This window comes from Gordonia sp. (in: high G+C Gram-positive bacteria) (assembly GCF_020438995.1).
In the GTDB taxonomy this organism is placed as follows: Bacteria; Actinomycetota; Actinomycetes; order Mycobacteriales; family Mycobacteriaceae; genus Gordonia.
Window position 1 is genome coordinate 30,559 of sequence record NZ_JAGQTN010000002.1, and the last position, 19,350, is coordinate 49,908.

Genomic DNA, 19,350 nt, shown 5'->3' on the forward strand with positions numbered 1-19,350 from the left:
CAGATCTCCGAACGCGCCAGGTCCCCAGATACGAAGGCCCCGATCAGAAGGTCCCCAGCCATGAGAACCTACAGCCACCGAACCCGACTGATCGCAGCAGCGGCGGGCGTGAGCATCGTCCTGCTCGGCGGCAACGGCACCGCCCGGGCCGACTCCGACGGCTCCGGCGAGTCGACGGGCGCCACGTCCACCAGCACGTCGGTGACGGATTCCGGCGAATCCGCCTCGTCCGGCGCACCGTCGTCCGGCGAATCCGCCACGTCCGGCGCACCATCGTCCGGCGAATCCGCCACGTCCGGCGCACCATCGTCCGGCGAATCCGCATCCGCTGAATCCGGTTCCGGCAGTGACGGTTCCGGTACAGGCGATTCGGGAGGCACCGGCTCGGGTGGCAGCGAGCCCGCCTCCGGGGGCTCGGAATCCGGGGATTCGGGGACTGCGGGCGGCGAATCAGATGACACCGACCCCGGCTCCACGAACCCCGGCTCCACCGACGCCACCGGGCAGACCGTCGACGGTGCCATTTCCGGCGAGAGTGAACAAGAACAAGGTTCTGACGCAGGCGATTCCGGCGACGCGGACACCAGAGGCACCAACACCGGAGGCACCGACACCCCGCTGACGCCCGCCACAAAGCCGGAAGCACCGCAGAATCCGGCTGCGCCGTCCGTCGGCGCCGTTGACGGACCTTCGACACCGCTGTGGCAGCCACCGGTGACCGGCGGCGCCGCCGATGAACCGGTCGATTCCGGATCCACCACATCACGGGATGCAAAGTCTTCGCCCGATGGTGCCCAGTTGACCGATGATGCCCAGTTGACCGATGACGCACTGCTATCCGACAACCCAGGCCCCGGTGGCCCCGGTGCAGAGGGCGCCGACAACGGGAAGATCACTGCGATCACCCCACCGTTGGCAACGGTGTCATCTTTACCCGTTGCACCGCAATCATTTTCGTCGCCATCAAGCATGCCGATGGCACCGGTCTCACCATCACTGAGTAGCGCCCCGCTCAGTTCCGCACTCGGTCTCCTGACATTGTTCGGCCTTCCGCTGCTCAGTGGCGGCAACTCCCCGGCACCCAGCAATCCGATCGCCTGGACGCTGCTGTGGATCATCCGGCGGCATCAGGAGCACTGGCACAACCAGGCGCCGGTCGCCGCACCCGTCGTCACCACCTCCGATCCCGAAACAGGCGTGGTCACAGGCAATCTCAACGCCACCGACCACGAGGGCGATCCGATCAGCTACCAGGTCACCACAGGCCCGACCGCGGGCGGCGTCGTCGTCAACGCCGACGGCACCTTCGTCTACACCCCCGGCCAGGGACTCCTCGACAACGGTGGGACGGACACATTCACCGTCACCGTCTCCGATGCGACCGGGCCACATCACCATCATTTCGCCATTCCGTTCTGGCTCGGGCAGACCGGGCACACCACGACCACCACCGTCTCGGTGGTCGTCGATGCCGTCCACACCAACGACGCCCCGACGCTCACGGTCAATCCGCCCACCACGGTCAACCCGATCACCGGAATCGCCACCGGCACCATCTCCGCCACCGACCCCGACAACGATCCGCTCACCTACACCGTCAACGGAAATACCAGCACTGCAAACACTTTCACCACCGACAGGGGCACCTTCACCCTCAACGGCGACGGCACGTACACCTTCACCCCCACTGCGGCGGCCCGGTGGAACGCGTCGTTCGCCGGCGAGGACCCGGCCACACATGCCGAAACGCTCAGCATCACCGTCGACGATGGCAACGGCGGCACCGACACCCAGACCGTCACCATCGGTATCGCCCCGATCGCCGTCCCCGGCGAACCCGTCGGACAGGCGGCCACCTCCACCAACGGCCGCACTTACTTCACCACCCGTGATTTGGCAACGGGCACAACATATGTCACCTACATCGATCCGGTGACCCGGGCCACCACCACGAACGTCGTCGCCGGCAGCCCGCTCGGCGGGATTCAGTTGGGCCCCAACGGAGTCGCCTACCAGACCAGCACCGACAACGCGGGCCGGACCTACATCACCAGCTTCGGCGGGCCACTCACCGAGGTCATGCCGTACTACTACTATCGCGCCGGCCACACCCCGGTGGGGAACCTGCGGTTCGACTCGACCGGCAATGCCTACCAAGTAATGTCCGCCGCCAACGACACCGCCGTCTACGTGATCGGCGCCGACGGCATCGGCAGGCTCCACTCCATCACCAACGAAAAGCCGGTCGGTCCCGTCGTGATCGGACCGAACGGAAAGATCTACCTCACCACCGAACGGGTGGTGGCCGGCAACATGAAGACCCGAGTGTCGATCCTCGACCCGGCCGCCGGTGTGGTCAAGGCCGTCAACGCAGCGGGGGTTCCGGTAGGGACGGTGTATGTCGGCCCCGACGGGTCGGTGTACCAGGTCGGCTACATAGCGAACACCGACGAGACGACGCTGTACCGCTACTCGGCCACGCTGACCTCGCCGGATGACCTCGATGCCGACGGAAGCCCTTACGGTGGAGCCTATTTCGATGATGATGGCACCGTCTATATCCTCACCAGGCTGGACAACGGCAACACGCAGATCAACAGATTCAATTACGACTGGGGCTATGTCGGCTACTTCGACGTCGAAGGCACGCCGTCAGGCGATGTGGTCTTTCTTCCCGGAACCAACCAGGGGTACTTCGTCACCAGGACCGACGGCGCCACCCCCGGCACCTACGTGACCCACATCCACTCGGTCAATTTCGACGCGTTTCCGCCCAGCAGCACCGTCGTCATCCCGGGCGAACCTATCGGCGGCCCCGTCCTGGCGGCCGACGGCAATCTGTATCAGGTGATCACCGGGACGAACACCATTGTCCGCCGGCTCAACGGTTCCGATGTCTATCAGGTCGGCGGAACCGCCACCAGCCAGGTCGTCGGTGACGACACATACCTGTGGGTGACGACAACCGAGGGCGACGAGTCCACGGGGAAGACCTATATCCGCCGGATCAACATCGCGCTCGGTCCCCAGGGTTCCTACACCGTCGACGGAATCCCGGTGGGCACGCCGGTCATCGGCGCGGACGGCACCAAGTACCAGACCGTGGTGCGATACGACACCGATGCCGGCATCTACCGGACCACGGTCATCGCCTACAACGGGAATCTCTTCATCTACCACTTCACCTTCGACGGCCGGCCCACCACCGGCGTCCACATCGCTCCCGACGGCACCGTCACGCAGACCGTCGAGACCGGCGGCATCACTCGCGAGGTCGTCTTCAGCGGCGTCCGGCTGTGACAAGTCCGTCATTCGTACGTACCCGGCGTGGCCCGTACCTGGCAAGATGTGAGCGGTGACGACCCTCAGCAAAGGCGCCAACATCAGCCTCGACGTCCTGCAGGTCCGCGCGGCGCTGGGCTGGCGGCCCGGACCGGGCTGTCCCGACGTCGACGCGTCGGCACTCCTGCTCACTGCGGCAGGCTCGGTCCGTGACGATGCCGACTTCGTGTTCTACAACCAACCGCACCACGCCTCCGGTGCGGTGCGGCATGTCGGCAAGTCCGGGGCGGTCCAATCGGGATGCTTCGATGTGATCGACATCGACCTCGCCCGCATCGAACCGGCGATCGATCGGATCGTGCTCGCCGCATCGGCCGACGGCGGCACCTTCGGGCAGGTCCCGGACCTGTGCCTGACGCTCGTCGACGCCACCGGCCGGGAGGTCGCGCGCTTCCCGATGACCGCCACCACCGAAACCGCATTCGTCGGCGGCGAGCTCTACCGGCGTGGGGGGCAGTGGAAGTTCCGGGCCGTCGGGCAGGGCTACGATTCCGGACTGGACGGACTGGCAACGGATTTCGGCATCAGCATCGACGACGAACCGGCCCCCGCGGCTGCGCCGATTCCACCCCGGCAGGCTGTTCCGGCTACGCATCAGCCGGCTGTGGCCGTTCCACCCCCACCGGCCGCCGCGAACCAGGCACCGTCGCAGATCAACTTCTCCAAAGGCGAGGAACGGCTGCCCGTCGACATGCGTAAGCGGCTCAGCCTGCGCAAAGAGCAGATCGCGGTCTCCCTACGCAAAGCCGGCGCCACCGAACCGATCGTGGCCCGGGTGATCCTGGTCCTGGACGCGTCCGGGTCGATGGCCGGTCTGTACTCCGGTGGCACCGTCGCCACCTGCGTCGAACGCGTCGCCGCGGTGTCCGCTGTCCTCGACGACGACGCCACCATGCAGGCGTGGACCTTCGCCACCAATCCCGCCCGGCTACCCGACGTCCAGCTCGGCGATCTGCCGCAATGGATTCCGCTGCACGTGCGGCTCGGCACCATGTTCGGCGGCTTCCGGAAGAAGAAGCGCCAGAAGGAAATGGCCGCCGGACAGATCGACATGTCGAAGGTGGGTTTCGGCAACGAGGAACAGAAGGTGATCGGCGAGATCCGGGATTACGTGGCGTGCAACCCGATTCCGCATCCCACCCTCGTCCTGTTCTTCTCCGACGGCGGTGTGTACCGCAACGACGAGATCGAACGACAGTTGCGAGATGCCGTCGAACAACCCGTCTTCTGGCAGTTCATCGGACTCGGCAACGCCAACTACGGTGTGCTGCAACGGTTCGACGAAATGGCCGGCCGCCGCGTCGACAACGTCGGATTCTTCGCCGTCGACGATATCGACCGCATCAGCGATCAGGAACTGTACGACCGGGTGCTGCAAGAGTTCCCGTCCTGGATCAAGGCCGCCCGCGCCGCCGGCATCCTGCGCTGATCGGGACGTCGCTGAATCACGACGTCACAAAGCCGCGACCACCCATCTTGATCCCTGAGGCCAAAGCGGCAAAAGAGCAAGGGACCACCATCTTGATCCCTGAGGCCAAAGCGACAAAAGAGCAAGGGACCACCATCTTGATCCCTGAGGCCGAAGCGACGAAGTCGCGAGGGTCGCGAAGGGTCCGGTGACCTTCCGCGCCTGACGCGACCACCTCACGGCAATGCCGCAAGCGCGGCCTCGACGTCGGCCGACTACTCGCCGACGGACGCCGGGACCGGGTTGTCGACCGGCGGCACCCGCAGGTCCACCTGAGAGCCGACCGCGGCGTCGAGCACGTGCATGCACATGTCGTGGCAGGTCTCCAGGGAGATCCGTTCATCGACCAGCGCGGCGAGCGCGGCCTCGCGGACGAAGGTGATCCAGCCGGCGAATCCGACCTCGGCCGGCGCCCGAACCGGCCCGTGCACACCGGCGGCGTCGAGAAATCCGGCACACAGGGCTTCCATGTTCTCGTTGACCGGACCACGCACCGCGGGATCGGCCGAGATCGAACTGCGGTTGGAGATCAGCACCAGTGGCAGACACGTCCGGAAAAAGTCGATGTAGGCGACCAGCGCGGCCTCCACCCGATCACGCACCGTCGGCGCCTCCGCGGTGACCACCACCTGCCGCAGCTGCACGTGCACCCGCTGCCAGATGGCCCCGAAGTACTCGGCCCTGGTGGGAAAGTAGTGGTACAGCAGGCGCCGCGACACCCCCGCCGCCAATGCGATGTCTTCCATCGAGGTCTCCTCGAACGGCCGTTCGCTGAACACCCGCTCCCCGACGTCGAGCAACTCCGCTCGACGTTCCTCGGGAGTCAGGCGTTGTCGAGGCGGCATCCGGTCATCGTAGTAGGGTCGGCACCCACGTGCGAATGCCGCCTACGGCCGCGCGCTAATACCGCCTACGGCGTGGGTACCGGAACCTCCCCCGACGGTGTCGTCGGTGTGGCCGACGGGGTCGGTGCCGGAGCACTATTGGAAGCGGGATCGCGGCCCAGTCCTGGAATCGGCTTCGCACCGGACGGCACCGAGGTGGTCACCTCCACCTTGCCGCGGAATGAGTCGTCGGTGATGACGTCGATCGAGTTGATCAGCCACCGGCCGTCGTCCTTGGTCATCGAGTAGGTGAGGCGGCTCGGATTGATCTGGACCAGCTCGTTGCCACCCCGGGTCACCGACTGGTTGATGAACAGCAGCACGGTGGCGGTGTCGCGGGTGCTCGTGACCACGCCCGCATCCTGGATGATCACCTCCGAGATGATCTTCTGCTTGCCCACCTCGGCCACCAGGTTGGTGTCGGAGATGATCTTGTCGTACTGCGCCTTCGCGTCGCCGGTCACCACCTTTCTGGACCGTTCGACATGTGCGGCAACGTTTTTCGGCGTGTATCCGAACATCGTCGTCACGTAGTCACGGGCAGACGACAGCGCCGAGTCACGGGCCTGCTCGTCGGCACGGGCACCGAGGTAACGCACGCCGAGCACGATGGCCGAGGCGGCCGAGGCCACCAGCAGCACGGCCAGTACGGCCGCCGTCAGCCGTCCCCGACGGCTGACGATGCCGAGCTTCTCAGGCAGTGTCGTCTCTGTCTGGGCATTTCCCGCCGGCACTAGGTCACCCACTCGAAGTTCGTCATCTTGAGTTGGCCGTTGATCCGGGTCATGTCGACGCGCCAGCGGAACGTCTGATACTCCGGCGCGGCCTTGCCGTCGAGGGAACGCTGTTCCCAGCCGTACACCATGATCACCGAACCCTCGTCGGCGGTCGCGTTGGTGACCGCCGACGACAGCACAGTCGTCTTGGTCTCCACATTGGTGGACTTGACCAGACTTGTAACCTGCTCGATCGAATCGGAGATCTGCGTCCTGGCGCGGCCACTGGTCTGCTGCTCCAGCGTCTTGAGCGCGTTGTCGGTGGTCTTCGGGCTGAAGCTGGTCAAGTTGACGATGACCTGCGAGGCGAAGTCCGAATACTCGGCCCGCAACCGGTCCTTCGTGTCGTGCCTGGCGATGCCGACGGCGGCCAGCACGGCCACGACGGTACAGGCGACGATCACCACGACGCTTACCGCGAGGACGATCGCCCGCAGCGGCACGACCGACCTGCCGCGATAGGCGACGGCCGAGTCCTTGGATGTGTCTGCCGATCTGGTCCGGGGCAGCCGACGGTCACGGTACCCGCGCGAGCGCTCAAGCTCGGATGGGTCCGGTCCCTTCTCCTGGTCCCCTGTATCGGCCTCACCTGTATCGGCTTCCGCGGCGTCCGCTTCCGCGGCATCTGCCTCTGCTTCCGCGGTGTCCTCTGTGGTTTCGGCTGCCGTATCCGAGTCCGGCGTCGACGGCTGTTTCTTGGTGCCCCGGCGCAGCGGTGCACTGCGCACGGGACGCACCGGCGTGGCCGCCGACGGCGTCCCGGATTCCGCAGAAGTCCCGGACTCCGACGAAGTCACGGATTCCGTAGAATTCGCGGACTCCGAAGAGGTCACGGATTCACTGTCCGGCTGATCAGGCTCTGCCATGTAGTGGCGCTTCCTCCTGGCTTCTGCTGACCGGTACCCGCGTTGTACGTTTTACCGTCCGGTCCGATGAAATCCCCCGACACCGGATCGTAGGTGGTGCTGTACACGGACGGCTCATCGGTCGCGTTCGACGGTGTTCCCGGAACGACCTCGCCACGGACGGACGCCGGTCCGATCTTGACGTCGCTGGTGCGGAACGCGTCGTTGGTGCCGGGATCGGGTTTGTACCCGGTCCGGCATTCGGCCGGGGTGGGGGCACGCCGGCCGGGGAACTCGACGCAAGGATAGTTGCGTGCGCCGCGGACCGCGATGTTGGAGTTCTGCGGCACCCGGCACAGCATGCCCGACGGCAGTTCACGGGCGTTCTGCTCCGACGGCCACCGCCACTCGTCCTTCGGCAGATAGCCGATACTGCACGGTGCGCGGTCGTTGATGCCGAGCGCGAACGTCACGTTGGCGCCGTACCGCACCGACCCGGTGTTCAGCGCGGTGATCAGTGACCCGATCAGCCGCGGATAGATGGTCACGATCTGCCGCATGTTGGGCAGATACACCGCCTGAGTGCGGGCGATCACGCCGAGGTTGGACACCAGCAGCGGATAAGACTGGTCGAGCGAGGCGAACAGCTGCCGGCTCTGCTCCGCGACGCCTGGCCCGCGGCGCAGGATGTCGGTGATCTCCGGCCGGTTGGCGCGCAACTGGTCGGTGACCTTGGTGACGTTGCGGGTCCACGCGCGGATCTGACCGGTCGTACGGGACTGGGTCGCCAGCAGCGGACCCGTCTGGTCGATGAGGTCGACGAACGGTTGCGAGTTCTTGTCGGCCTCGTCGACGAACAGCGCCATCGAATCGAGGAGACGTTGCAGCTGTTCGCCGGTGCCGTTGAATGCGGTGAACGCCTCGTCGACCAGCGTCCGCAGGCCGCTGCTGCCGATGTTGTCGAGCAGCGCCTCGGCCTGATCGAGCATCGTCGCGATCTCCATCGGCACGTTGTCGCTGCTCACCACGGACCCGTCGCGCAGAACCGCACCCGACTTGGTATCGGTGTCCTGCTCGTCCCGGTCTCCGTCCCTGCCGTCCCCGTCCCTGCCGTCCCCGTCCCTGTCGTCGAGGTTGTCGCGGTTGCCGGACAGGTCGCGGACCGGCGCGAACTCGACGTACTGCTCACCGATCGCCGACACGCTGCGCACCGCCGCGGGCATCGACGCCGGGATCTTGGTGCCGCTGTCGATGACCAGGGTCGCCGCGACACCGTCACCGGTCAGCCGGACCGACGTCACCTTGCCGACGTTGACGCCGCGGAAGGAGACATTGGCGTTCTGGTACAGCCCGCCCGTGCTGGGGAGGTTGAGGGTGACCTTGTAGCTGCCGATCCCGAACATCGACGGGATACGGATGTAGTAGACCGCCATCGAGATCACCGCGATCACGGTGATGACACCGAAGATGATCAACTGGGTGCGGACGAATCGCGTGATCCTCATCAGCGCTCACCTCCCTGCGGCGTGGTCTTCTGCGTGGTGGTCTTCTGCGTGGTGGTCTTCTGTGCGGTCGTCTTCTGTGTGGTCGTCTTCTGGGACTCGCTCCTCTTGGATTCTCCGGTGCGGGAGTCGGGCACCTCACCGCCGTCCAGGGGCGCGGTGAACGGGTTGAGGCCGCGTTTGGCACCCGCGGCGGGCTTGCCGACGACTCCTTCGGGACCGGTGAACCGGGCCGTCACGAACATCGACCTGCTCAGTCGCGACGGGGTCAGGTCCAGCACGAGATCGGAGTTGACGTAGTCGCCCTTGATCATCTTGGGGATCGTCGGCTCGTAGAACGGGAACGTCAGCAGGATGTTCAGCGATTGGGTCAGCGCCGGACCGGTCTGTTGCAGCTGGTCGATGGCCGGCTCGAGGTTGGCCACGATCGTCTCGATGTCGTCGCTGTTGGCCTTGAGCACCTTGTTGACCGTCTCCGACAGCGTCGACATCGCCCCGAGCGTATCGGTGAAGTTCTTGCGCTGATCGGTGAGCAGCCGCAGGATCTCGGGACTGTCTTTCAGCGCCTGCCGCAGCGTGGGCTGCTGATCGTTGACCGCGGCAGCAAGCCTGTCGAGGCCTTCGGTGGCGGCGATGATGTTGTCGCGCTGTCCGTTCAGCTCGCCCACGAGGTCGTCGAGACGCGGGATTAGTTTGCTCAGCGTCTTACCGCGGTCGCCGAGCATGTCGCTCATCTCGTGCACGATGTCGCCGAGCTGGCTCAGCCCGCCGCCGTTGAGCACCACCGACAGCGAACTGAGCACCTGCTCGGTCGTCGGATAGGTGCACAGCGCCACCTGCTGGGCGGCGTTGACGTCGGGAACCTGCGGCACCGACGGATCGGTGACGATGTTGGCCTGCTCGGGACACGCGGCAAGCGGGATCCGGTCGCCCGCCCTCAGATACCCGCCTTCGGGTTTGTCCGGCTGCACGATCGCCAGATGCGACGACCCGAGTGCGCTGGTCATCGCGACCATCACGTGCGAACCCCGCGGGACCTTCACCCCGCGGTTGAGCCGGATCGTCAGCGCGGCGTTCCAGTCGTCGGCGACCTTCATCTCGCCGACGCTGCCGACGGTCGAGTCGTCCAGCAGCACCGGGGCGTTGTTGACCAGCCCCGCCGCCGACGGCACCAGGGCGCTGATGGTGTAGGCGCCGTCGTCAGTGCCCTGGGCACCCGGCACCGGCAGCGAGTTGACGCCGTCGAACGTGCAGCCGGCTGCGGTCACCGTCATGGCCAGCGCGGCAGCCGCAGCGGCGAGTTTCCTGCGCGCAGTCATGCTCCCGCGCGTCATCCTGCAGCCCCGAACGGTACGAGCAGGCTTTCCAGCGGGCTGCCCCTGTTGTGTTTGCGTGTCTGCTCATCCATCCGGGCCACACCGGCCTGGGCCCGAGCCTTCACGTCGGCGTTCTGGTAGATGATCTGGCTCGGCTTGGCCGTGGCCGCCGACACCGGATTGGTCAGGAACGGCGGATAGTTCATCGAAATCGATGACACGACCGGCGCCAGCACGTCGACGCAGTGGTCGATGTCGGCCTTGGTGGTTCCGGGGCGGGCGGTCGAGTCCATGGTGCCGCACAGCAGCGTGATCAGGTTGGTGCCCATCCCGAGACCGAACACACCCGACAGCGATCCGGTCAGCGGGTTGTAGATGTTCTGGAAGTTGGCCAGCTGGTTGGGCGCCGAATGCAGCAGCCCGCGCAGTTGTTCGTCCTTGTCGGCGACGATCTTGGTGGCATCGGCGAGCTTGCCGACGGATTCGGTGAGTTCGGCGCCGTTGCGGTCGATGAACGACTTCACATCGGTCACCGCCGAACTCAGGCCCTCCAGCGCGTCGCCGAGCTCGGTGGCGTTGTCCGAGAGCACCTGGCTCACCGACGCGATCCGGCCGTTGAACTGCACCAGCTCCTCATGACTCTGCGACAGCGCCTCGGTGAGTTTCTGCAGGTTGCGCACGGTGCCGAACAGGTCACCGCGGTTCGCCGACAGCGTGCCCATCAGGTCGGACATCTCGGTGACCGAGCGCCGGATGGCCTCGCCGTTGCCGTCCAGATTCCGGTTCAGCACGTCGACGGCCTCGGCGGCCGCGCCCCTGTCGACGATGTCGCTGCCCTTGCCATCGGTCTCCGGGCCGAGCGACTCGCTGAGTTTGCTCAGCTGCGCCTTGATGTCGTCCCACTCCATCGGGACGGCGGTGCGTTCCATCGGAATCGTCGCATTGTTCGCGAGCTTCTCGCCGCTGGAGAACACCGGCGTGAGCTGTACGAATCGGCCCGTCACCAGGCTCTGGGCGACGATCACCGCCTTCGCGTCGGCGGGGATGTCGACGTCCTTGTCGACGCGCAGCACGACCTTCACATCACCCTTACGCGGGGTGATCGAGTCGACGGTGCCGACGTTCACGCCCAGCACGCGCACCGGATCGCCCTTGTATAGGCTGGCCGCCACCGGGAAAAACGCGGTGTAGGTGTTGGTGGTGGCGGCTTTGAACCACCGGTAGCCGCCGAGCGCGATCACCGCGAGCGCGGCCAGCGCCACCGCGATCACCACCGTTTTGGTGGCGCCGCGTTTGTTGATGCTCACCATGCCCTCAGCCCCCCTGCCGTGCCGGGCTCAGCGTCGCCGCCGGCGGTTCGACCGTCTTGGTGTTCGTCGGCGGTGCCGGTTTCGGATAGGTGGGCGACGGCGCGGCCGGCCGCTTCGGGTCGGAGCCCGCAGGCGGTGCCAGCTCCCAGTTCGACGGCAGCGGCGGGAACTGCGTGTACTTGATGAAGCTCTCGAAGGCCTGCGGATACTTGCGCGCCAGCACCTTCATGAACGAGGACGTGTAGTCGCCGAACGTGGGGATTCCCACCAGCGAATCGAAGTTCGGTCCCGATGCGACGGCCTCGCCGAGCGAGTTGGCGAACGGTCCGAGCCGGTCGATCGTCTTCTTGAGGTCCTGCTCCTTGTCGGTGAGCACCGTCAGCACTCGCTGCAGCTTCTCCTGTACAGGCTTGAGCTGCTCGTTGTTGTCGGAGATGAATCCGCTGAGCTGCTTGGTGAGGTCGCGGACGCCGGTGATCAGCTTGGCGAGCGCGGCCCGGCGCGTCTGCACCTCACCGACGAGGCTGTTGGCGTCGATCAGCAGGGTGTTGATCTGCTCGCTGCGCTTGGCCACCACCGACGACACGCTGTCGGCCCTGCCGAGCAGGTGCCGCAGGGCGACGTCGCGATCGTTGACCGCCTTGGACAGCCGCGTCACCCCGTCGACCGCGCCCCGCACCTGCGACGGTGTTTCGGCGAACGTGTCGGTGAGGGTGCGCAGAGCCTCGTTGAGCTGGTCGGTGTCGGTGTCCTTGAGCTTGTGCGCGGTCGTGTCGAGCGCATCCTGCAGCGAGTACGGTTCCGAGGTCTGTGCGGCCGGGATCTCGTCGCCCGGCCGCAGCAGTTCGCCGCCGTGCGGGATGAGCGTCAGGTTGCGCCGCCCGAGCACGGTCTCGGTCTTGATCGCCGCCTGCGACTGATTGCCGAGGACCACGTCGTCCTTCATCCGGAACGACACCTTGACCTTGGTTCCGTCGGGTGTTTTGGCCAGCTTGACGCCCTCGACCGCGCCGACCTGTACCCCCGACACCATCACCACGTCGCCGGTGCTCAGGCCGCCGGCGTCGTCGAAGTAGGCACTGTAGGTGCTGACGGGCGACAGGTACGGCAGTTTGTCCATCTGCAGCGCAGAGACCACCACCAGCGTCACGACGACGATGCCGATCATGCCGACAGCGGCACGGCTGCGGCCGCCACGCTTGGTGGTGCGCGCGACGTCGGCCTCGTCGGACTCGGTGCGAGCTGCCGTGAACAGGCCCTCGCCCCGTGCCTGGTGTTCCCCGGATGTCTCGTGTTCGCTCACTGCGGCGCGCACCTCCCCTGCGCCTGCGTCTTGTCGCCGGTCACATCGATCGCGGTGTAGAACACCTGCGTGTTGCCCGGGCCGCCGATGAGCAGCCGGATGCGGCAGAAATAGATCTGCAGCCACGCACCGTAGCTGCCCAGGTTGGCCAGCTTCTTGTAGTCCTCGGGCAGCCGCGACAGCAGGTTCCGCAGGAACGGTTCGGCCTTGAGTACTTCCTCGGAGACCCGTCCGGTGTTGTGCACGACCTTCTGCAGGTCGGGCCGGGTGGTGCTGAGCAGGTCGGCCATCCCGTTGGTGAGCTGGGACGTCTGGGTAAGCGCAGTACCGATCACATCACGCTGCGACGCGAGTCCGGTCACCAATTGCTGCAGCAGGTCGACGCTGGAGTCAAAGCCCTTCTTGTCGTCCTCGACGGTGCCGATCATCGTGTTCAGGTTGTCGATCACGTCGCCGATCAGCTGATCGCGGTCGGCCAGCGAATCGGTGAACTGGGCGGTGCTCTTGAGCAGGTGGGTGAGCGCGGGTCCCTGACCCTGGAACACCTCGATCAGCGACGCGGTGAGCTGGTTGGCCTCGTCCGGGTTCAGACTGCGCAGCAACGGCTTGAACCCGCCGACGAGGTTGTCCAGATCGAGCGCGGGCTGCGTCTGCTCCACCGGAATCCGCGCGCCGTCGGCCAGGCGCGGCCCGGCCGCACCGGGTTCGCGGCGCAGTTCCAGGTAGCGGTCGCCGGTGAGGTTCTCGTACCGGATCAGTGCCTTCACCGACTTGGGGACGCTGTACTTGTCGGCGACGGTGAACTTGAGGACGGCCTGATTGTCGCGGTTGAGCGACACATCCGACACCGTGCCCACCTCGACGCCGGCGATCTCCACCGACGAGCCGGACTTGAGCGCCGACGCGCTGGTGAACACGGCCGTGTACTCGCGTGTCGAGCCCGACCGGTACTTGCTGAACACCACCACCAGGGCGACGAACACCAGCACCATCACCACGACGAACGATCCGAGTTTGATGATCGTGGCGCGGAAGGCACGGGCGCGCTTGGCACCGGGATCGTTCTTGCGGGTTGAGTCAGCCACGTGGCGGCTCCCCGAACATGAGCTGGAACAACTTGGTCGAATCGGCCTTCGGTTTGGTGCGCGGTTGGTACGGGTAGTTGGCGTTGTCGGTGACGTAGAACTTCATGTGCTCGGTCGACGACGGATTGCTCAGACCGGTCTCACAGGTCGGCGGTCCGTCGCCGCGGACCTGCGGCAGGTCGTACGGGTACTGGTACGGGTCCTTGCCCGGCATGATGCTCGCGTCCAGTTTGAGGAACGGGAACTGCTTGTCGTCGCCCATGTACGGTCTGGCCAGCTCGCCGGCCGACGCCGCGGTGCTGATGAAGCACTTGATGCCCGGCGACTGATAGCCCAGCAGTCGCGCCACCGGATTCAGGTCGTGCAGCGACCGGATCAGCGTGTCGACGCTCGGCGCGACGACGCCGTTGACGGTATTGGCCATGCCGGTGGCATTGATGAGCAGTGCGTCGAGATTGGCCGAGTTGTCGACGAGGTTGTTGCCGATGACGGTGAAATTGTCGACCGTACGCATCAAGTCGTTGGTGACATCGGCGTACACGTTGGTGACGGCGGCCGCCTCGGTGAACATCCGGTTCAGTTCCGGAAGATGCTTGTTGGTCTTGCCGAGCAGCGAGGTGAGCTGTATCAGCGATTTGCCGACCTTGTCGCCGCGCCCCGACAGGGCGGTGTCGACGGCGCCGAGGGTGGCGTTGAGTTTGTCCGGCTGCAGGTCGGCGAGCACGGTGACCAGTTGCTGGTACACGGTGTTGAGCTCGACGACCACATGATCGGCGGCGATCACCTGACCGCGGCGCAGTGTGCCCTGGGGCCCTTCCTCGGGAACCGTCAGGTTGACCGCCTTCGCACCGAAGATGGTGTTGGATTTGATCTCGGCCGTCACGTTGGCCGGGATCGACGACATCTGGTCGGAGTCCATATCCAGCTTCAGGATCGCCTGACCGTCGCTCTCGCCGACCGACTTGACGCGCCCGACGGTCACCCCGCGCAGTTTCACCTTCGCGTCGGAGTTCATGACCAGTCCGGCCCGCGGCGAATGCAGGGTGACCTGCTCGGTGGACTTGAACGACCCCATGAACTGTCCGGCCGCACCGACGATGAGGGCGGTCAGCCCGCCGACCATGATCAGCGCCGCGGTCTTGCGAACGGCGTTGCTACGCACCTGCTTGTTACTCACCTTCGCATCACCCGGCGAGGTTGAAATGGCCGTCGGAACCGTAGATCGCCAGCGACGTCAGCAGCGTGATCACCACGACCACCACCAGCGACGCACGCACCGCATTACCCACAGCCACACCCACACCGACCGGACCGCCCGAGGCGTTGAAGCCGTAGTAGGTATGGATGAGCATCACGGCGACGGCCATCGCGATGGCCTGCACGAACGACCACAGGATGTCCGACGGGATCAGGAAGGTGTCGAAGTAGTGGTCGTACACGCCGGGCGACTGGCCGTACACGAAGACGGTGGCGAACCGGCTGGCCAGGAACGAGGCGAGGGAGGCCAGCGAGTACAGCGGGATGATCGCGACCAGACCGGCGACGATCCGCGTTGACACCAGGAACGGGATCGACGAGATCGCCATCACCTCGAGAGCGTCGATCTCCTCGCTGACCCGCATCGCGCCGAGCTGCGCGGTCGCACCCGCGCCGATCGTGGCGGCCAGGGCGATACCGGAGATCACCGGGACCGCGATGCGCACGTTGATGAACGCGGAGAAGAAGCCGGTGAGCGCCTCGACACCGATGTTGGCCAGGGAACTATAGCCCTGCACGGCGATGGTGCCGCCGGTGAACAGGGTCAGGAACCCCACCACCACAACGGTGCCGCCGATCATGGCCAGCGCGCCGGTGCCCATCGAGATCTCGGCGATCAGCCGCAGAGTCTCCTTCTTGTACAGGCGCAGCGCCCGGGGGATGGAGATGATCGCGTCCCAGTAGAACAGCGCCTGGTCACCGATCTGGTTCCAGTCCTCGCCCGCGCGTTTGGCCGCGACGCGGGCCTCACGGAGCCGGGTGGTGTAGGGAAATTGTGCGTCTGCCATCGGTCAGCCGGCGGTTGCTTTCAGGCCCACCGCGGTGACCACGACGTTGACGACGAACAGCGCCATGAACGAGTAGACGACGGTCTCGTTGACCGCGTCGCCGACACCCTTGGCGCCGCCTTTGACATGCAGGCCGCGGTAGCAGCCGACGAGCCCGGCGAACAGGCCGAACAGGGCGGCCTTGACCATCGAGATCATGAGTTCGCCGAAGCCGGTGAGCAGGGTCAGGTTGGCCAGGAAGGCACCCGGGTTCACATCTTGCAGGAACACCGAGAACACGAAGCCGCCACCGATGCCGATGGTGCACACCAGGCTGTTGAGCAGCAGCGCCACGCCGGTCGAGGCGATGACACGCGGCACGACGAGTCGGTGGACCGGGTTGATACCGAGCACCTTCATGGCGTCGATCTCTTCGCGGATCGTGCGGGCGCCTAGGTCGGCGCAGATCGCGGTCGCGCCGGCACCGGCGACGATCAGCACGGTGACGATGGGACCGATCTGGGTGATGGTGCCCAGGGCCGCGCCGGCGCCCGACAGATCCTGGGCGCCTATCTCGCGCAGCAGGATGTTCAGCGTGAAGCTGACCAGCACGGTGAACGGAATCGCCACCAGCAGGGTGGGGACCATCGACACGCGGGCGATCGCCCACGACTGTTCGATGGTCTCGCGCCACTGGAACGGACGACGGAACAGTTCACGGAACGAATCGACCCCCAGGGCGACGAAGTCACCCACCCCCGCGAGCGGTGTCGTTAGCTTCGCTACCGACAAAGTAGCCACCTGTACTCCTTCACCCCACGAACATCAGAGGAAACCTATCACTTGTGACGTGATGTGGGTCACTCAGTCTGGGTCACTTGATCAGGTCGAGGGCTGAGAATATCCGGCCCGGGTCACGATCCGCAAAATGCTCACCGAGCGTCTTCGCCAGGTCGTCGGCATCCCAGGCGTCCCCGTCCGCCGCGAATACCTCCTCGACGGTCGGTGGCGCCATCAGCATCACCTGTGGACCGTAGACCACGAAGACCTGTCCCGAGACCTTCTCGGCGTCGTCCGATGCGAGGAAATTAACCAGCCGCACCACATGCTCGGGCGCCAGCGGGTCCACCGCGCCGTCGGGTGCCTCGCCGAAGACCTCGGCGGTCATCGGGGTTCGGGCGCGCGGGCAGATCGCGTTGGCGCGCACCCCGATGCGCCCTAGTCCGCGGGCCGCGGAGACGGTCAGTGCGGTGATGCCCGCCTTGGCGGCCCCGTAGTTGGCCTGCGCGGCCGGTCCGAGCAGCGCCGCCTCCGAGGCGGTGTTGATGATCGAGCCGTTGACCGGCTCGCCGGTCTGCTTGGACAGTGCGCGCCAGTGTGCGGCCGCGTTGCGGGTGAGCAGGAAGTGTCCGCGCAGGTGCACTGCTATGACCAGATCCCAGTCCTCGTCGGTGAGGTTGAACAGCATCTTGTCGCGGGTAATGCCGGCGTTGTTGACGACGATGTCGAGCGAGCCGAGATCGTCGACGGCGGTACGCACGATCTCGGTGGCCGTGGCCGAATCGGAGATGTCGCCGGCGACGGGTACCGCACGGCCGCCCGCAGCCGTGACCACGTCGATCACGTCGCTGCGTTCCAGCGACGATCCGAGATCGTTGACGATGACCGTCGCGCCGCGCTCGGCCAGGCCGATTGCCTCGGCCCGGCCGAGGCCGCCACCGGCTCCGGTGACGACGGCGACGCGGCCGTCCAGTGACGTGCTTCCCAGCGATGTACTCACCGCAACACCCTCTCGCTCACAAACTAGAACTTGTTCTAGCACAGTAGCGCAGTCGGGTGTTCGGGGTTTCATCGAATCAGCTCGGTCATTCCTCGATCGACAGGGCCGCCTTGGGGCATCCGGCGACCGCCTGCCGCACCGCCGATTCATGTTCGGCTGGCACGTCTTCGTGAAGAATCTGCAGGTAGTCATCGTCGTCGAGGTCGAAGATGTCGGGGGCCAGCCCCACACAGACGGCGTTGGACTCACATAGGTCGAAGTCGGCCTTGACTCGCATTTCGAACTCCTTCCGCGGGTGCGGATCAGTTGACGGGCTGTACACATCCACGTTAGAACGTGTTTCAGAACATGACGAGTGGGAGCCCCGAGTGCGCATCGCCTACACCGACGAACAGCAAGCCCTGCAGCGCGAGCTGCGGGCGTACTTCAGCGACCTGATGACCCCCGAACGCCGGGCCGCGCTCGTCGGGGGAACCGAAGCGGGGCGAGCGAAGCGACGGGGGATGGACACCGGCGAGTACGGGGACGCGTACCGGGACGTCGTGTCGCGCATGGGTAAGGACGGTTGGCTGGCCCTGGGCTGGCCCACCGAATACGGCGGCCAGAACCGGTCGATGATGGATCAGCTGATCTTCACCGACGAGGCCGCCATCGCGGGCGCACCGGTGCCGTTTCTGACCATCAACTCGGTGGCGCCGACGATCATGCACTACGGCACCGACGAGCAGAAGGCGTACTTTCTACCGAAGATCGCGGCAGGCGATCTGCATTTCTCCATCGGGTATTCCGAGCCGGGCGCCGGCACCGATCTGGCGAATCTGCGCACCACCGCCGTCACCGACGGCGACGAGTACGTGATCAACGGCCAGAAGATGTGGACCAGCCTGGTCCCGTACGCCGACTACATCTGGCTGGCCTGCCGCACCGACCAGTCCGGGCTCGCGGACGGCGCCAAGAAGCATCGCGGAATCTCTGTGCTCACCGTCCCGACGACGGCTCCCGGCTTCGACTACACCGTGGTGCACACGATGTCGGGGGTCGACACGTCAGCCACCTACTACTCCGACGTCCGGGTGCCGCGCAGTTCACTCGTCGGTGAGGAGGGCCGCGGCTGGGCGCTGGTCACCAATCAGCTCAACAACGAGCGGGTCGCCTTGTGCAGCGCCGCCCCGATCCAGATCGCACTCGGCGAGACGATCGCCTGGGCCCGCGAGTCCGGCTTGATCGAACAGCAATGGGTGCGCACCAACCTGGCCCGCGTGCACGCCAAGGTCGAGTTCCTCAAGCTCATCAACTGGAAGATCGCCTCGGCCGTCGGCTCGGGCAGCGCCCCGTCCCCCGCCGACGCCTCCGCCACCAAGGTATTCGGCACCGAATTCGCCACCGAGGCCTACCGCCTACTGATGGAGATCGTCGGCCCCGCCGCCACCCTGCGCCAGGGCAGCACCGGCGCCCACCTGGCCGGTCGCCTCGAACGCTTCCAGCGCACCTCACTGATTCTCACCTTCGGCGGTGGCACCAACGAGGTCCAGCGCGACATCATCGCCATGACCGCCCTCAAACTCCCCTACTCCCGCCGCTGAACACGGACACCACCCCAACTCGACCCCCATCTTGATCCCTGAGGCCGACCCACATCTCGCCCAACACCCGACCCCCATCTTGCCCAACACCCAACCCCCATCTTGCCCAACACCCAACCCCCATCTTGCCCA

General features: G+C 65.9%; 16 protein-coding genes. 3 read left to right on the top strand and 13 right to left on the bottom strand.

Annotated features, from left to right (window positions below):
• Positions 1–60 precede the first annotated feature (60 nt).
• Together KDB67_RS00190 and KDB67_RS00195 are read left to right on the top strand one after the other, a co-directional pair.
• Positions 61–3,300, top strand: coding sequence for an Ig-like domain-containing protein (locus tag KDB67_RS00190; protein WP_291010871.1), 3,240 nt, complete (start codon positions 61–63; stop codon positions 3,298–3,300).
• Positions 3,301–3,355: 55 nt separating this feature from the next.
• Positions 3,356–4,771, top strand: a complete 1,416-nt coding sequence (locus tag KDB67_RS00195) for a VWA domain-containing protein (RefSeq protein WP_291010874.1) — start codon at positions 3,356–3,358, stop codon at positions 4,769–4,771.
• Positions 4,772–5,025: 254 nt separating this feature from the next.
• Here KDB67_RS00195 and KDB67_RS00200 read toward each other — a convergent pair whose 3' ends face one another.
• From KDB67_RS00200 to KDB67_RS00260, 13 genes are all read right to left on the bottom strand, one after another.
• A complete protein-coding gene (locus tag KDB67_RS00200) occupies positions 5,026–5,655 on the bottom strand; it encodes a TetR/AcrR family transcriptional regulator (protein ID WP_291010876.1) in 630 nt (209 codons plus the stop codon).
• Positions 5,656–5,720: 65 nt separating this feature from the next.
• Positions 5,721–6,440, bottom strand: coding sequence for a hypothetical protein (locus tag KDB67_RS00205; RefSeq protein WP_291010878.1), 720 nt, complete (start codon positions 6,438–6,440; stop codon positions 5,721–5,723).
• Complete coding sequence (locus KDB67_RS00210; RefSeq protein WP_291010880.1) at positions 6,428–7,267, bottom strand: hypothetical protein; 840 nt, start codon at positions 7,265–7,267, stop codon at positions 6,428–6,430. The genes KDB67_RS00205 and KDB67_RS00210 overlap by 13 nt, the downstream gene beginning before the upstream one ends.
• 32 nt (positions 7,268–7,299) lie before the next feature.
• Positions 7,300–8,820: an MlaD family protein gene (locus tag KDB67_RS00215; RefSeq protein ID WP_291010882.1), complete on the bottom strand. Its 1,521-nt coding sequence runs from the start codon at positions 8,818–8,820 to the stop codon at positions 7,300–7,302.
• Complete coding sequence (locus tag KDB67_RS00220) at positions 8,820–10,136, bottom strand: MCE family protein (protein ID WP_291010884.1); 1,317 nt, start codon at positions 10,134–10,136, stop codon at positions 8,820–8,822. The genes KDB67_RS00215 and KDB67_RS00220 overlap by 1 nt, the downstream gene beginning before the upstream one ends.
• 11 nt (positions 10,137–10,147) lie before the next feature.
• Complete coding sequence (locus tag KDB67_RS00225; RefSeq protein ID WP_291010886.1) at positions 10,148–11,443, bottom strand: MCE family protein; 1,296 nt, start codon at positions 11,441–11,443, stop codon at positions 10,148–10,150.
• A gap of 4 nt (positions 11,444–11,447) precedes the next feature.
• Positions 11,448–12,746 (bottom strand): MCE family protein, encoded by a 1,299-nt coding sequence (locus tag KDB67_RS00230; RefSeq protein WP_291010888.1) that lies wholly within the window; start codon positions 12,744–12,746, stop codon positions 11,448–11,450.
• On the bottom strand, positions 12,743–13,831 hold the full coding sequence (locus KDB67_RS00235; protein WP_291010891.1) for an MCE family protein: 1,089 nt from the start codon (positions 13,829–13,831) through the stop codon (positions 12,743–12,745). The genes KDB67_RS00230 and KDB67_RS00235 overlap by 4 nt, the downstream gene beginning before the upstream one ends.
• Positions 13,824–14,954: an MCE family protein gene (locus KDB67_RS00240; protein ID WP_291010933.1), complete on the bottom strand. Its 1,131-nt coding sequence runs from the start codon at positions 14,952–14,954 to the stop codon at positions 13,824–13,826. The genes KDB67_RS00235 and KDB67_RS00240 overlap by 8 nt, the downstream gene beginning before the upstream one ends.
• 61 nt (positions 14,955–15,015) lie before the next feature.
• Positions 15,016–15,876: an ABC transporter permease gene (locus tag KDB67_RS00245; protein WP_291010893.1), complete on the bottom strand. Its 861-nt coding sequence runs from the start codon at positions 15,874–15,876 to the stop codon at positions 15,016–15,018.
• Positions 15,877–15,879: 3 nt separating this feature from the next.
• Positions 15,880–16,647 carry an ABC transporter permease gene (locus tag KDB67_RS00250; protein ID WP_040514235.1) on the bottom strand — a complete coding sequence of 256 codons (768 nt, stop codon included), beginning with the start codon at positions 16,645–16,647 and terminating at the stop codon, positions 15,880–15,882.
• A gap of 82 nt (positions 16,648–16,729) precedes the next feature.
• Positions 16,730–17,623 (bottom strand): 3-oxoacyl-ACP reductase, encoded by an 894-nt coding sequence (locus tag KDB67_RS00255; RefSeq protein ID WP_291010938.1) that lies wholly within the window; start codon positions 17,621–17,623, stop codon positions 16,730–16,732.
• Between the two features lie 97 nt (positions 17,624–17,720).
• Positions 17,721–17,912, bottom strand: coding sequence for a ferredoxin (locus KDB67_RS00260; RefSeq protein ID WP_291010895.1), 192 nt, complete (start codon positions 17,910–17,912; stop codon positions 17,721–17,723).
• Positions 17,913–18,003: 91 nt separating this feature from the next.
• Here KDB67_RS00260 and KDB67_RS00265 point away from each other — a divergent pair, with 91 nt between their 5' ends.
• Complete coding sequence (locus KDB67_RS00265; RefSeq protein ID WP_291010897.1) at positions 18,004–19,218, top strand: acyl-CoA dehydrogenase family protein; 1,215 nt, start codon at positions 18,004–18,006, stop codon at positions 19,216–19,218.
• The last annotated feature ends 132 nt before the right edge of the window (positions 19,219–19,350 follow it).